We start from the raw sequence: 15593 nt of genomic DNA on the forward strand, positions 1-15593 counted from the left end.
CGGTAATTCCGACTGATCCATTTTGAAAGCATATAACAGGCATTGCGGAACAAATGAATACAGCTGACGCAGAAAAGATGAGTGTAATTACCGTAACAAAACCCTTCATGCCACCTTTAGATAAATATCTAGAGTATTTGAAAGATATATGGGCGTCCAAAAACCTCACCAATGGAGGCCCGTTTCACCAAAAACTGGAAACGGCTCTGGCTGAGTATCTAGGCGTGCCTTATGTTTGCTTATTTAACAATGCAACATTAGCACTTATTGTAGCAATGCAGGCGCTAAGAATTCAGGGGGAAGTGATCACGACACCCTACTCATTTGTCGCCACGGCACACAGTGTCATCTGGAATCATCTTACGCCGGTATTTGTTGATATCGATAAAAACAGTTGCTGCATGGACCCCCATAAAATTGAGCAGGCTATTACACCTAAAACCAGTTTAATCATGCCAGTCCATGTTTATGGCCGTAGCTGTAACACCACGTTAATTGGCGAAATTGCCAATAATTATGGTTTGCGCTGTATTTATGACGCTGCTCACGCCTTTGGGGTTACAGATGAAGGCGGTTCAATTTTAAGGCATGGCGATCTTTCTGTACTGAGTTTTCATGCAACTAAAGTGTTCAATACATTCGAGGGCGGTGCAATCGTTTGTAACGACATTAATATGAAAAAGCGCATTGATTATTTAAAGAATTTTGGTTTCGCTAATGAAACTAAAATTGTCGCATCAGGTATTAATGGAAAGATGAATGAACTTCAGGCGGCGTTTGGCTTACTGCAGTTGGATTATATTGATGAGGCGATTTCCAAACGTAAATCCATTGATAGCTTATATCGCGAGCTTTTAAATGGAGTTTCAGGGATCAGGAATCCTGAACCATGGGATTCTGCGACCCATAATTACAGTTATTTCCCTATTTTTGTTAGCACTGAATATCCTCTGACGCGAGACGCATTATACGACAAACTGAAAGAGGCGGGAGTGCACACAAGACGCTATTTTTATCCATTAATATCGAATTTGCCGATGTATAGTGATTGCTCGGGTGCCACAGCAAGAAATTTGCCGATTGCCAACGCAGTGGCAGATGAAGTTCTTTGCTTGCCCATCTATCCTGATTTAACCCATGATGATGTTGTGATGATCAGCGAGTTGGTGAAATCATCTGCTTGCGTTAGCCATCATACCCCCTCTTCAGAACGGGTTTTTTAAAAAGTTAAACGACTACACGATCAACAGGAATTGCATAAAGCACTAATTCAAAGGACAACTCTGGATGATGGGCTCGTAAATAAAACCTGTAGTTTGGTGAAAGAGATTTAATAAATTGCGGGATCGTAACCAGATCCTCTGGCTTATGGTAGACGCTGATTGCCAGAACAGGTTGATACGATTTAATGGTATCAGCGGCACCATGCAGGGCTTTGAGTTCAGAACCTTCGACATCCATCTTGATGAAAGTAGCTGCATTGCCCTGTAAAGTCGCATCAATGCTACCCACGATAATAGAATTTCCTGTGCTGGCATCACTATTAATATGTGAAGAGAGCTCTTTTCCTGAATGGAAGTACAGAACAGACTCTTTATCCCAAACACCTTTATTAATACACTCGCAAAAATCCATTAAGCGTGTATTTTCTACTAGCTGAGAAAAACTTTTATCATCAGGCTCAAAGGCGATAATACGCTGGGGTAACATTCTATTCTGTCGGGTAATTTCAGCCATAAAGGCTTCAATACTGTCACCATTGTAGGCTCCGCAGTCGATGAAAATCTCATTATCCTTTAATTGAACCACGTCCTGAGGAAAATAATGTTGCGCTTCATAAACGGTATGACAGTAGCTGCGTTCTGCACAGATACGCTGATTGATGAATGCTACCATTGTCGCCCGGGATTTATCATCCGATAATTCATTATACAGAGTGCTCAAGGGCTGTGCATGGGCCAAGCAAAAATCGGCCGTATAGTATTTTTTGGTATTCACACCAATAAAGGCGGGGTCGAATACCAGTATCTCCTTCGCAGTTTCCTTTAATAATTTAAGCATCTCATCATCAACTATTTGGAGTGCGATGATATAGTTATAGTGTGCTGACCCTTCTATTAGCTCCTCAACAGAAATAACAGGGGCATGATGAAATGAAAAATCTGGCGTAATGTATTTCTCATTTAACCCGACCAAATCAATATCAGTATGCTGACGCTGTAAAAAATCCCACGTCATTTCCCCAAGGCAGCCTGCGCCAATCAAGACCAGAGGCTTGCCATTTTTTTTCATTCTTTCAACTGTGTCGATAAAGTAATTGTTTCTTTCTGTAATCAAATCAAGAAAATTCATGACGTGCCTTTTTCATTCAATGCATAATGGAAAATCAGACATCTACTTTACTATTATGAGTAGCGCTGCGTTGAGCCTGAGTTAAAAAATGTAACCCTCTTATTGCCGCATCAGCACCAATAGTGAATGGTGTTTTCTCATTATTAAGACTTGCCGCGATATCTGCATAATAGTTGGCAAATGCTTCAATAAAACCGGCAGGATGCCCAGCCTTGAATCGGCAATAACGCGATTCTGATGCGACTAAATTATTTGCGGCTGTTCTGTCAATGAGTATATTTTCACCATACACATTATTGAATCGCAAAATTTCCGGATCCATTTGCAGCCATTCAGCACTTCCTTTTTCGCCAAACACGCGAATTTTCAATCCATTTCGGTAACCTAACGCTGCTTTACCAAACCAGTAGTTACACACCATGTCATCCTCATAGCGTGAAACAATATTCACAGTATCAACCACGCCCGGGACCAGAGCAAAATGGCTGTTTACGGCATAAACATCCTTTGCATTCTTATTGGTCAGAAAATCGACTAACTGATGGAGGTGGACACCCAGGTCAAGGTAAACCGTAGGAATATCAGCATCTTCACAGCGCCATGGCTGCGGAGAGGGAGCGTTTCCTTCAATACTCATTCGGGCAAAACCCTCCTGCGGCATCTCAACCATCACTTGCTGAATTTTCCCCAGCTCGCCTGTCTGAATACGCTGACGCAGCTCGCGCACCATCGGATAGCCGGTATAATTGAAAGTTACATATAGCCTTCCATCCAAATTTCCGAGGTTTTTTTGAATATCCAAAGCACCCTGAACATTGCTGACCAGTGCTTTTTCACAAATAACAGTTAAGCCATATTCAAGGCATGCCATCACGATTTCACGATGCGTGGGAGTTGGCGTCAGAATAACCACCGCATCTAACTTCTTATGTTCCGTTTCGAGAAATGCGTGGGCATCGCGATAAACGCGGTCAGTGTTAATCCCCCAATCCAGAGCCGTCTGTGTATTAATTTCGCTATTACGGCTGAAACAGCCTGCAACTAATTTAAAATGGCCATCCATTTGACAGGCGATTTTATGTGCCTCTCCAATAGCGGAGTTTTTGCCCCCACCAATGAAACCTAAAGCCAAAGGTTTTTTCATTTCACATTCCTTACTGCTCGTTAATTTGTATATAGTTTTTTAATTCAGGGGTTATCGTTTTAAGTGCTGAAAAATTATCAAGCTCGGCAAATATGACCCCAGCCCGATCATGGGGTGCCGGATTCACACTCTCTCCTGGTAATTTTAACGGCACTGTTTCAATGACCCTTCCATCGAGCTTGCTAAAGTCGAAAGAAGTAAATTGCTGAGTCTGTGAGAGTGAAACAGTGTGGCGCACAATCGCCCTGCATGGCGTGGGCCGTTGCAATTCAAAGGCACTTTTTAAACCAAGAAATGGCTGAGAAAAATAGTGGGAATAGGGAATCCCCGTCGAAAGTTCAATTAGGCGAGAATAGAGATCCCCCGGAGAACGACGCGTTAATTCAATCAACCAAAAACATGTTTCATTGGCGATAAACTGGGTATGTAATAAACCATCGGTTAGCTGTAGTTCTCTGACCAGAGTTTGCATACATTCGTGCACATTTTTACGCATGCTTTCCGATAATGTGACGCTAATACAACTACTGTTAACCTGCCACGGATAAACCGTGCAGTACTCGTCGACAAAAAATTCACAAGCGATATTTCCATCGCGAATAAAAGCAGAATGGCTATATAATTGCCCTTCGCAGAAAGTCTCGATGACTATCTGGCCCGATGCAGAAACTTCACGGGCGGTTTTAACTGCCGCATCTAATTCTGCCAGATTATTTATCTTTATAATGCCAAGCCCGCTATATGCATCTACCGGTTTTACCAATAGCGGCAATGGCAATCTTTTAGCATCCTCAAGGTTATAAACCGCCTGTGGTATCGGATAACCCTGTTTTTTGGCCCAACGGCGAAATGCATCTTTCATAAAGATGATTTCGCTCACCTCTGACGTATCAAAGCCGGCTAACCCCAATTGCTGGGCAACCCAGGCTCCCGTTAAATAAGAAATATCGGTGACGCCGGGTAGCAAAGCATTAATGCTATGCTGTTGAGCAATATCCAGCACGGTTTCGCGACTAGCGTAGTTTTCGATGATGCTACGATCCGCAAATTGATGGCCCGGATCATGTTCTTTACCACTACACACCGTCACAAAAAAACCTTGTTCTTTTGCTATCTCAATAAATGGCACTGCGGAAAATCCCGCATCCAGAATAAGCACTTCTTTTTTTTGAGTCATAACCTATTCCCAACAATATCTATGTCGATGTGGGTAATACTAAATATTGCCGCATCCGATTTAATTACTGGCATATTATTTATGTTCCCTCTGGACTTGAGACGATTGTAAGCGTCGTCTCAACTCTTCCGCATGGGACAGCTTTGCGCGTTCGTCTTTAATAAAGTTTTCTTTTAGCCGGTATAAATCCGGTAGTACTGCAAGCCGGTCGTCGCAATATTTAATGGAGAGTGAAAGATGTTTCTCAGCATCATTATAATTTTTATCGTCAACGCACGCATTGCACTTCAAAAAGTGCAGAAGCGCATCCTTGGGTCTTTCAATTAACAAGCTATCAATCGCATTTTGATCAAGTGACGGGTTTTGCATGCAACGCTTCCAGCGAATATTCATGGCTGTAGGCCATGCATCTTCATCCATCCAGCAATCAAGAATCATCATTCTATTTTTATACATCAATGTTTCTTTATCCGCTCGATACCAGGTATTACTGCCATGACGGCAATAACAGGCAACAGTGCGTTTATCAGCTATAAATGGACCTTTCTTTGCCAGTTTGAGAAAAACATCCCAGTCTACCTGCATCAGACCTTTAGCAGGCTTTTCGATTTCGACAAAGGCAGATTTACGAATTAATGTTCCAATAAAAAGGATATGATTTCCATAGGTCAACAGTGGCTCAAAAAGATCGCCAGACAGGAATTTATCTTTATAATTACCCTTATATTCATGTCGACTTCCATCTTCATTCATAACCTCTATGCCGCCATAGCACAGCACTGCGGATTCATTACCCTCCATGATGGCGACTTGCATCGCAATTTTATCCGGATAAATGAAGTCATCAGAATCAACAACAGCAATATATTTACCATGAGATCCCAAAATGGCCTCAATCCCAGAATTTTCATCCTGAGATGCGCTATTGCTAAAATAGTTTTCTTTCCTGTTAATAAATTTCAAATCATGCTTACGTTGGTATTCCTTGATAATCTCTTGGGAGCCATCTGTAGATGCATCATCCACCACGATAACTTCAAGGTTTTTATAAGTTTGCGAAAATACGCTATCTAATGCTCTTACAATATATTTAGCATGATTGTAGCTAGTTACAATAACACTCACGAGTGGCGACACAACCGCTCCTCCTTTACAAATGACTGTTGTTAAAGCAATATCTATGCCAATTTTAAAAGCCTCGCATAATCATTTAGTTAGAAAAAGAAAGTGATCATTACACTCTCTTTCCGGAAGAGGCGTTTCTCTTACGGAAGAAAACTTTCCGGGCAAGCCTGTAATTTACGCAAAATTGATCTAGCCCCAGTAAACCTCAAATACCCACACTGATCGGCTGCTTTTTGCATTTTCAGAGGCTACAATTTCGACCTTTCGTCGCCCCGCTCTGGGACGGCCCTGACTTGATATCAGACTGAGATTGCTTATGTTTACTCCGGAATTACTCTCTCCGGCCGGTTCGCTGAAGAACATGCGCTACGCCTTTGCCTATGGTGCAGATGCGGTTTACGCCGGTCAGCCGCGCTACAGCCTGCGGGTGCGCAATAACGAATTTAACCACCAGAATCTGGCTATCGGCATTAACGAAGCCCACGCGCTGGGTAAAAAATTCTACGTGGTGGTTAACATCGCGCCTCACAACGCCAAGCTGAAAACCTTCCTGCGCGACTTACAGCCGGTGATCGACATGGGCCCGGACGCGCTGATCATGTCCGACCCCGGCCTGATTATGATGGTGCGCGAAGCCTTCCCGCAGATGGACATTCACTTGTCGGTGCAGGCCAATGCGGTGAACTGGGCGACGGTAAAATTCTGGAAACAGATGGGCCTGACGCGGGTTATTTTGTCCCGCGAGCTGTCACTGGAAGAGATTGCCGAGATCCGTGCACAGGTGCCGGATATGGAAATAGAAATCTTCGTCCACGGCGCGCTCTGTATGGCTTATTCCGGCCGCTGCCTGTTGTCTGGCTACATTAATAAGCGCGACCCTAATCAGGGAACTTGCACCAACGCCTGCCGCTGGGAATACAAAGTGCAGGAAGGCAAAGAGGATGATCTCGGAAATATTGTGCACCAGTACGAGCCGATTCCGGTAAAACAAGTGGCTGCGGCTGAAAAGGTCGAGCCTACACTCGGCGTCGGCCAGCCGACGGATAAAGTGTATATGCTGGAAGAGGCGATGCGTCCGGGCGAATATATGAGCGCCTTTGAGGATGAGCATGGCACTTATATCATGAACTCCAAAGACCTGCGCGCCATTCAGCACGTCGAAACCCTGACCCAAATGGGCGTGCATTCGCTTAAAATCGAAGGTCGCACTAAATCCTTCTACTACTGCGCCCGCACCGCGCAGGTCTATCGCCGCGCAATTGATGATGCCGCCGCGGGCAAGCCTTTCGACCCAAGCCTGCTGACCACGCTGGAAGGCCTGGCGCACCGTGGCTATACCGAGGGCTTCCTGCGCCGCCACACCCATGACGCGCAGCAGAACTATGAATATGGTCACTCGGTGAGCGATCGCCAGCAGTTTGTCGGCGAGTTTACCGGCAATCGCATTGACGGCTGGGCGGAAATTGACGTGAAAAACAAGTTCAGCGTCGGTGACAGCGTCGAGATGATGACGCCAAAGGGAAATGTGCAGTTCACCCTCGAAGCCATGCGCAACAAAAAAGGCCAGCCGGTGGATGTCGCACCGGGAAATGGTCATATTGTTTACGTCTCACTGCCGGAAGACATCAATTTAGAATTCGCTATTTTGTTGCGCAATCTGGTAGAGACTGACACGCGTAACCCACACGCTAAACCCTGACCTTAATAATTAGCGCTAATTACGCCACTAACCGTGGCGTTTTTTTATTGGAATGAAATAAAACAAAAACAATAAAAAATCTAAAAATAAGAATCCGGTCACATTCAGCAACAGAGGCTTTAGATACTATCCTCTTCGCAATTTAGACGAATGAAAAATAAGTTATCCAACGATACTAAGAACCACCTCCTTGGCCGGCTCAATCTCCCTTGAGCTGGCTTTTCTTTTTTACAGAAGCTTATTATTGGTGGCACTCATTCTATTAACAGAATAGGTTAATAGAATTAATAACTCCGATAATTAAATAGCAATTCATTCATGCGTTCAATTAACGCTCACCAATATTAATCTTCCCACTTAATTATTTCGCAGGAAATATCCCTAAGATTTGCCTTTTGAATACCTGATTATTCCGATAGCCGTGGCGGTTGTTTGTCATCTATCCTTAGAGGCAGAGTCTGAACCTTGTTACGGACAGGAGACATTAATGAAGGAAAGCATAAAAGAAACGACCGGGGCGCTTCTGATAATAAATGGAAAAGGGGCAGGCAATGAGATGTTACGCGAAGCCATTTACGCCCTGCGCAGCGAAGGCGTTGCCCTTGCAGTCCGTGTCACCTGGGAACACGGCGACGCCGCACGCTATGTGCATGAAGCCATTGATTTAGGTTGTGAAACGGTGATTGCCGGTGGCGGCGACGGCACCATCAATGAAGTTGCCACCGCGCTTGCCAAATTGCCAGAGGGTCAGCGTCCGGCGCTAGGCTTGCTGCCGCTGGGCACCGCCAATGATTTCGCCACCAGCTGCGGTATCCCGCCAGAGTTCGATCAGGCGCTGCGCCTGGCGATTAAAGGCCGTGCGGTGGATATCGATCTGGCGCGTGTTAACGGCGATCGCTACTTCATCAATATGGCTACCGGCGGTTTTGGCACGCGGATCACCACCGAGACGCCTGAAAAGCTGAAATCAGCACTGGGCGGCGTCTCTTACTTTATTCATGGCCTGCTGCGCATGGACACCCTTAAAGCCGACAGCTGCGAAATTACCGGGCCGGATTTTTCATGGGCTGGCGATGCGCTGGTGATTGGCATTGGTAATGGGCGTCAGGCCGGCGGCGGGCAGCAGATTTGCCCCGACGCTCTGATCAATGACGGCCTGCTGCAACTGCGTTTGCTCACCTCAGAAGAGCTGCTGCCGTCGTTTATTCGTAGCCTGGTCAGCAATGAAGAGAATAAAAACGTTATTTCTATCTCTCTGCCTTGGCTGGAAATCAAAGCCCCCCATGACATGACCTTTAATCTGGACGGCGAGCCGCTCACCGGCACCGAATTCCACATTGAGATTCTGCCTAACGCCATTCAGTGCCGCCTACCGCCGCACTGTGCGCTGCTGGGCTAACACCGTCCTTCCAGACTTTCGCTAGCAAACCCTCTGCCTTCTCCTTACATGGGAGAAGGCCATCTCTATCTTCCCTCCTCCTAAGATCTTTGTGATCCCCACCAGCAAAATCCAATATGGATACTTGTATGGTAGTCAGCATAAAGCGTATTTTTCACTCAATGTACTTATCTCTTCCTACTTGGAAAAAGGTCTGATTGATGAAAATTGTTAACGCTGAAGTATTTGTCACTTGCCCGGGCCGTAACTTCGTCACCCTGAAAATCACCACCGACGGCGGCCTGACGGGGATTGGCGACGCCACGCTCAACGGGCGCGAGCTGCCGGTGGCCTCTTATTTGCAAGATCACGTCTGCCCGCAGCTGATTGGCCGCGACGCACATCAGATTGAGGATATCTGGCAGTTCTTCTACAAAGGCGCTTATTGGCGTCGTGGCCCGGTGACCATGTCAGCCATTTCGGCGGTGGACATGGCGCTGTGGGACATCAAAGCCAAAGCCGCCAATATGCCGCTGTATCAACTGCTGGGCGGGGCTTCGCGCACCGGCGTGATGGTTTACTGCCACACCACCGGCCACTCCATTGATGAAGTGCTGGACGACTACGCCAAACATAAAGAGCTTGGTTTCAAGGCTATCCGTGCGCAGTGCGGCGTGCCGGGGATGAAAACCACTTACGGCATGGCGAAAGGCAAAGGTCTGGCGTACGAGCCAGCCACCAAAGGCGTTTGGCCGGAAGAGCAGCTGTGGAATACCGAAAAGTATCTCGACTTCACGCCAAAACTTTTCGAGGCGGTGCGCAACAAATTCGGTTTCAACGAGCACCTGCTGCACGACATGCACCATCGCCTGACCCCTATCGAAGCCGCGCGCTTTGGTAAAAGCATCGAAGAGTATCGCCTGTTCTGGATGGAGGATCCGACGCCAGCTGAGAACCAAGAGTGCTTCCGCCTGATCCGCCAGCACACCGTCACGCCAATTGCGGTAGGCGAAGTGTTCAACAGCATCTGGGATTGCAAACAGCTGATTGAAGAGCAGCTGATCGACTATATCCGCACCACGCTGACCCACGCGGGCGGCATCACCGGCATGCGCCGCATTGCCGATTTTGCCTCGCTGTATCAGGTGCGCACCGGCTCGCACGGACCTTCTGACCTATCGCCAATTTGCATGGCCGCCGCCCTGCACTTCGACCTGTGGGTGCCTAACTTTGGCGTGCAGGAGTACATGGGTTATTCCGAGCAAATGCTGGAAGTCTTCCCACATAGCTGGACCTTCGACGACGGCTATATGCATCCGGGCGAAAAACCGGGGCTGGGCATTGAGTTTGACGAGAAGCTGGCCGCGAAATATCCGTATGAACCGGCACACCTGCCGGTGGCCCGTCTGGATGACGGTACTTTGTGGAACTGGTAAGGAAATCATCATGAAAAGCGTTGTTATCCAACAGCCTGGCCAACTGGTCATTACAGAGAAACCCTTGCCGCAGCCCGCGGCGGGCGAGGTACGGGTGAAAGTCGCCTATGCCGGAATTTGTGGCTCAGACGTGCACATTTATCACGGGCACAACCCTTTTGCTAAATACCCGCGCGTCATCGGCCATGAGTTTTTCGGCCATATTGACGCCGTGGGAGAAGGCGTGGAAAGCAGCCGTGTCGGCCAGCGCGTGGTGGTTGACCCAGTGGTGAGCTGCGGCCATTGCTACCCCTGCTCTATCGGCAGGCCGAACGTTTGCAGCACGTTGCAGGTTATAGGCGTTCACCGCGACGGCGGTTTTAGCGATGCGGCCTGCGTTCCGGCCAGTAATGCCTATGTGGTGCCGGACAGCATTCCAGATAAGTTAGCCAGCATGGTGGAACCCTTCACCATCGCCGCCAACATCACCGCCTTCCTCAAGCCACAGCCGCAGGACACCGCGCTGATTTACGGCGCGGGGCCGATGGGCCTGACGGTGATCCAAGTGCTGAAAGGGGTTTATGGCGTGAAACAGGTGATCGTCGCCGATCGCATTGATGAACGCCTGACCATGGCGCGGGAAAGCGGCGCGGACTGGACCATCAACAACCATCACCAGTCGGTAGCTGACGCGCTGGCAGCAGAAGGCGTGAAACCGACGCTTATCGTGGATGCCGCCTGCCATCCGGCTATTTTGCAAGAAGCGATCCTGCTGGCCTCGCCGGCGGCGCGCATCGGCATGATGGGCTTCTCCGGCGAAGCCAGCCCGTTAACCCAACAGAGTATTACCAGCAAAGAAATTTCTCTGTTTTCCTCGCGCCTCAACAGCCATCGCTTCCCGCAGGTGATTGAATGGATGGCGGAAGGGAAAATCAGCCCGCAGAAGTTGGTGACGCACTGGATGCCCGCCAGCGACGTTGAAGCGGCCATGACCCTGTTCGAGAAGGACCAGCGCGCCTGTTGCAAGGTTTTGCTGCGGTTCCCGATGGAAAGCGCGCATGGTTAAAGCAGAAACCTGAAGTCCTGGAAGGGTGAGTTTTCATCCTTCTTTTTTAAGTCGTCAACACCCTACAGAACGCAACACTAATTAAAAAAACACAATACTCAGTGGAGCACCTATGTTTAAAAACCTACGCTGGATCATCGTCTTCCTGCTGTTCTTGGTCTACATGATCAACTACCTCGACCGCGTCGCGCTGTCGATAACTGTGCCGATGATTGAAAAAGAGCTGACCATCAACCCTGAGCAATTCGGGATGATCTTCGGCAGTTTCTTCTTCGGCTATGCCATCTTTAACTTCATCGGCGGGCTGGCGGTTGATAAGTTCGGCCCGACGCTGGTGCTGGGTATCGCCGTCGGCCTGTGGTCAATCTTCTGCGGCATGACGGCTATCGCCACCGGCTTCTACTCCATGCTTATCCTGCGCGTGCTGTTCGGGATGGCGGAAGGGCCCATCTGCGCGTCGGCCAATAAGATGATTAACGGCTGGTTCCCGAAGAAACAGGCGGCCACCGCCATGGGGCTGCTTAGTGCCGGTTCGCCCCTTGGCGGCGCGGTGGCGGGTCCGATCGTCGGCTATCTGGCGATCTCCTTTGGCTGGCGTCCGGCGTTTATGGTGATTGCCGCGATTGGTATCGTCTGGATGCTGGTCTGGTTCTTTGTCGTGGCGGACAACCCGCTGAAAAGTAAGCGCATTTCACCAGATGAGCTGCGTCTCATCGACCAGATGAAAAATGAAAATCTGACCCAAGAAGAGGACTTAGCGCAGGCCGCACACGGCTTGGGCTACTACCTGCGTCAACCAATCATCTTGGTCACCGCTTTCGCCTTCTTCAGCTACAACTACATTCTGTTCTTCTTCCTCAGCTGGTTCCCGGCTTATCTGGTCCAGGCCCACGGCTTGAATATCAAAGAGATGAGCCTGACCACGGTGATCCCATGGATTGTCGGCTTCGTCGGCTTGGCGCTGGGCGGCATCATTTCCGATAAGATTTTCAACATTACCGGACGCCTGTTGCTGTCGCGCAAAATCATTCTGGTGGTCAGCCTGTTAGCCGCGGCGGTTTGCGTGGCGCTGGCAGGGGTAGTGACCAGCGTGGTGCCGGCAGTGGTGTTGATGTCGATTTCTATCTTCTTCCTCTACACCACCGGCGCTATCTATTGGGCGATCATTCAGGACGTGGTGCATAAGTCACGCGTCGGCGGCACCAGCGGATTTATCCATCTGATTGGTAGCGTCTCGGGCATCATCGGCCCGGTAGTGACGGGGTATATCGTGCAAAACACCGGACGCTTCGACAGCGCCTTTATGCTGGCTGGCGGCGTTGCCGCGCTGGGCGCGATTCTGGTGTTCTTCGTCATTAAACCGCCTAAACACCTGCCACTCAGCGGCGTAACTCAGGAGTAATTCTCTCCTCCCCGCAGACCTTTTGCGGGGAGTTATTCCCTTGGTAAGCCTGCTTTTTATCAACCGGAGCCCTGCCTATGTCTCAGGTTTCAACAGCACGTACAGCCGCAAACGCCCATACCCCACAAGAAGAACGCGCACTGTTAAGACGCGTCGCGGGAGCATCGGCGATTGGCACGGCGGCAGAATATTATGACTTCTTCGCCTACGGCACCGCCGCCGTTCTGTTCTTCGGACAGCTATTTTTCCCCAGCTCAGATCCGCTGGTCAGCACCCTCGCCGCCTTTGCGACCTACGCTGTCGGCTTTCTCGCTCGTCCGTTAGGGGGAATTGTCTTTGGGCACATTGGCGATAAAGTTGGGCGCAAAAAGGCTTTAGTGATCACCATTCTTATCGTCGGTCTGGGGACATTCTGTATTGGGATTCTACCGACCTACGAGAAGATTGGCTTCTGGGCGCCAGCACTGCTTATCTTCATTCGCGTGCTGCAAGGATTTGGCGTGGGGGGTGAACAGGCCGGGGCAGTGCTGATGACGGCGGAATATTCCCGCCCCGAGCGGCGCGGCTTCTTCGCCAGTTGGGTGCAGATTGGCGCGCCATTAGGCTTTTTGCTGCCTTCGGCGCTGTTTGCACTGCTCACCTCTACCCTTAGTCCAAGCCAGATGCTCGATTGGGGCTGGCGCATTCCCTTCCTGCTCAGTCTACTTCTGGTGATAGTCGGGCTGTTTATTCGCCTACGCATTGATGAATCGCCGGTGTTCGCTGAAATCCGCAAAACCAAGGCGGTGGAGTCGCGTCCGGTAGTCGAAGTGATCAAACTCTATCCGGGCATCATTGCCAAAGGGGTCTGCGCCAAGCTGATTGAAGCCTGCGCCTTTGCCATGTTCACGGTGATTATTTTAGCCTTCGGCAAAGCTAACCATCTGAGTGAAAGCATCTTGCTGCAAACCATGATTGTGGCGGTGATCCTCGAGATATTCGCCATTCCAATAATGGGGCACCTGTCCGACAAAATCGGCCGAAAACCAGTCTATATGGCGGGCGCGCTGCTGCTGGTGGTTGGCATTATTCCCTTCTTCCTGGTGCTCAAACATGACAGCTTCTGGATGACGCAAATCGCCATGATTTTGGCGCTGACCTTCGGCCACAGCATGTGTTACGCACCGCAAGCCTCTTATTTCCCAGAGCTTTTCCCAACGCGAATTCGTTGTAGCGGCATCGCGCTTATCTGGCAAATAGGCTCGCTGATCGGCAGCGGCGTGCTGGGCTTGATCGCCGTGAAAATTTTGCAGGTCACCGGCGGTGATTACCACGGGCTGGCGATTTACATGATGGTGCTCGGCGTAGTGTCTATCATCGGGCTGGCCCTGCTCCCGGAAACCGCCCCGCGCAAGTTAAAAGGCGAATATCACAACTGGGGAGGTTAAACACGTTCAGCGCCTTCGCAGTCAGAAGGCGCTGTCTATACTCTTACTGACGGTTCACTGTCATCCGTGTCTTAACTCGCGTTGGAAATAATCGGTTTGGCTTATTAAAGCGATAGTCGCCCCAGTTGGAACCATTGTTGTTGTTATAACTACTTAGCTGAGGGCAAAACAACGGGGTGATAATCCTCGGTGGCGCCCCATAAGCTTGGCTGGTTTCCAGCATTGACTGTTCCAAGGGGAAATAATGACTTTACTACGCACAATCAAGCACGCTGCCCTACTCTCTTCCGCGTTGGCATTCGCCGGTGTGGCCCATGGCGCAACGATTCAAACTGTTCAAATGAATGAAGTCTTTGCCGATGGCACTTCTAAACCCGCCGGAACCATCACGGTCGAAGCAACCCAGTACGGCGTGCTGTTTACGCCTAACCTGAAGGGCCTGCCGCCGGGCATCCACGGCTTCCACGTCCACACCAATCCGGACTGCGGCCCGGCTAAGCAAGACGGCAAAATGGTGGCCGGTCTGGCCGCCGGTGGGCATTTCGACCCGGCCCATACTGGCAAGCATGAAGGCCCGTGGGGCAACGGCCACTTGGGCGACCTGCCCGCGCTGTATGTCGGCATGGACGGCACCGCGACTTACCCGGTCATGGCTCCACGCCTGAAAATCTCTGACGTTAATGGCCACTCGCTGATGATCCACGCAGGCGGCGACAACCATTCTGACCATCCGGCCATGCTCGGCGGTGGCGGTGCGCGCATGGTGTGTGGTGTGACTAAATGGTAAGTATCACGCGTCCACGTTTAGCATTAGCCACGTTAGCCCTGCTGTCAGTCGGCGCATGGGCGGGTAACAGCGATACCGTGGCGGGCAGCTGGAAAATGGCCTCTTGGGAGAAGTTACAGACCCAGCTCTATGCGCGCGGGGTGCAGATTTATCGCTGCGCCGCCAACGACGACAACCAGACCGGCAAGTGGGTGTTTCAGGCACCAGAGGCCGATCTGTTTAGCGATAAAGCCATGACGGATTTAGTCGCCAAACACTTCGACGGCCCGCAGTGGCAGGCGCTGGACGGCAGTCAGGTGAGCGGCAAAGTCCGCGCCACCAAGGCCGCGCCCGATGCCAATGATATTCCGTGGTTGATTCTGTCCGGCTCGTCGCACCAGCTGCCGGGCATCTTCGCGCACGTCTCGACTATTCAGCGCGTTGACACCCACGGCGGTACCCCCGGCAAAGCGATTTGCGCCAAGGCGCAGTACGGCGCGACCCTCAAAGTGCCTTATACCGCGACCTATCGCTTCTTCACATCCTAAACAAATGTTAAACAGAAACGGGCTGAGTGACTCAGTCCGTTTCATTACGAAGGTTTAAGCTTGTTCCCCTTCTTTTCGCCGCTTACACTCACTC

13 protein-coding genes are annotated in these 15593 nt (G+C 49.9%); 9 read left to right on the plus strand and 4 right to left on the minus strand.

Features of this window, described 5'->3' with window-relative positions:
* Window positions 1-77 precede the first annotated feature (77 nt).
* Entirely contained in the window at window positions 78-1223 is a 1146-nt protein-coding gene (locus V2154_RS15280) for a DegT/DnrJ/EryC1/StrS family aminotransferase (protein ID WP_353504008.1), read from the plus strand.
* A gap of 4 nt (window positions 1224-1227) precedes the next feature.
* Here the strand turns inward: V2154_RS15280 and V2154_RS15285 are convergent, their stop codons facing one another.
* The 4 genes from V2154_RS15285 to V2154_RS15300 form a co-directional block, all read right to left on the minus strand.
* Window positions 1228-2352, minus strand: a complete 1125-nt coding sequence (locus tag V2154_RS15285) for an FkbM family methyltransferase (protein WP_353502921.1) — start codon at window positions 2350-2352, stop codon at window positions 1228-1230.
* Window positions 2353-2386: 34 nt separating this feature from the next.
* Window positions 2387-3496, minus strand: a complete 1110-nt coding sequence (locus tag V2154_RS15290) for a Gfo/Idh/MocA family protein (RefSeq protein ID WP_353502922.1) — start codon at window positions 3494-3496, stop codon at window positions 2387-2389.
* 10 nt (window positions 3497-3506) lie between these two features.
* The gene (locus V2154_RS15295) at window positions 3507-4673 is read right to left on the minus strand and encodes an ATP-grasp domain-containing protein (RefSeq protein ID WP_353502923.1); all 1167 of its coding nucleotides are present in this window, start codon (window positions 4671-4673) and stop codon (window positions 3507-3509) included.
* 75 nt (window positions 4674-4748) lie between these two features.
* Window positions 4749-5810, minus strand: coding sequence for a glycosyltransferase family 2 protein (locus tag V2154_RS15300; protein ID WP_353502924.1), 1062 nt, complete (start codon window positions 5808-5810; stop codon window positions 4749-4751).
* Between the two features lie 304 nt (window positions 5811-6114).
* Between V2154_RS15300 and trhP the strand changes: the two genes are divergently transcribed.
* The 8 genes from trhP (at window position 6115) to V2154_RS15340 (ending at window position 15499) form a co-directional block, all read left to right on the plus strand.
* Window positions 6115-7497, plus strand: a complete 1383-nt coding sequence (trhP, locus tag V2154_RS15305) for a prephenate-dependent tRNA uridine(34) hydroxylase TrhP (RefSeq protein ID WP_353502925.1) — start codon at window positions 6115-6117, stop codon at window positions 7495-7497.
* Window positions 7498-7984: 487 nt separating this feature from the next.
* Window positions 7985-8896: a lipid kinase YegS gene (yegS, locus tag V2154_RS15310; protein ID WP_353502926.1), complete on the plus strand. Its 912-nt coding sequence runs from the start codon at window positions 7985-7987 to the stop codon at window positions 8894-8896.
* A gap of 200 nt (window positions 8897-9096) precedes the next feature.
* Window positions 9097-10311, plus strand: a complete 1215-nt coding sequence (gene manD / locus V2154_RS15315; protein ID WP_353502927.1) for a D-mannonate dehydratase ManD — start codon at window positions 9097-9099, stop codon at window positions 10309-10311.
* A 10-nt stretch (window positions 10312-10321) separates the two neighbouring features.
* The gene (locus V2154_RS15320; protein WP_353502928.1) at window positions 10322-11356 is read left to right on the plus strand and encodes a Zn-dependent oxidoreductase; all 1035 of its coding nucleotides are present in this window, start codon (window positions 10322-10324) and stop codon (window positions 11354-11356) included.
* Window positions 11357-11468: 112 nt separating this feature from the next.
* Window positions 11469-12758: an MFS transporter gene (locus V2154_RS15325; protein WP_353502929.1), complete on the plus strand. Its 1290-nt coding sequence runs from the start codon at window positions 11469-11471 to the stop codon at window positions 12756-12758.
* Between the two features lie 77 nt (window positions 12759-12835).
* Window positions 12836-14185 (plus strand): MFS transporter, encoded by a 1350-nt coding sequence (locus V2154_RS15330; protein WP_353502930.1) that lies wholly within the window; start codon window positions 12836-12838, stop codon window positions 14183-14185.
* Between the two features lie 262 nt (window positions 14186-14447).
* Window positions 14448-14972: a superoxide dismutase [Cu-Zn] SodC gene (gene sodC / locus V2154_RS15335; protein ID WP_437342037.1), complete on the plus strand. Its 525-nt coding sequence runs from the start codon at window positions 14448-14450 to the stop codon at window positions 14970-14972.
* Window positions 14966-15499 carry a DUF3455 domain-containing protein gene (locus V2154_RS15340; protein WP_353502932.1) on the plus strand — a complete coding sequence of 178 codons (534 nt, stop codon included), beginning with the start codon at window positions 14966-14968 and terminating at the stop codon, window positions 15497-15499. Before sodC ends, V2154_RS15340 begins: the two co-directional genes overlap by 7 nt.
* The last annotated feature ends 94 nt before the right edge of the window (window positions 15500-15593 follow it).

The sequence above is a fragment of the Ewingella sp. CoE-038-23 genome (assembly GCF_040419245.1).
Classification (GTDB): Bacteria; Pseudomonadota; Gammaproteobacteria; order Enterobacterales; family Enterobacteriaceae; genus Ewingella; species Ewingella allii.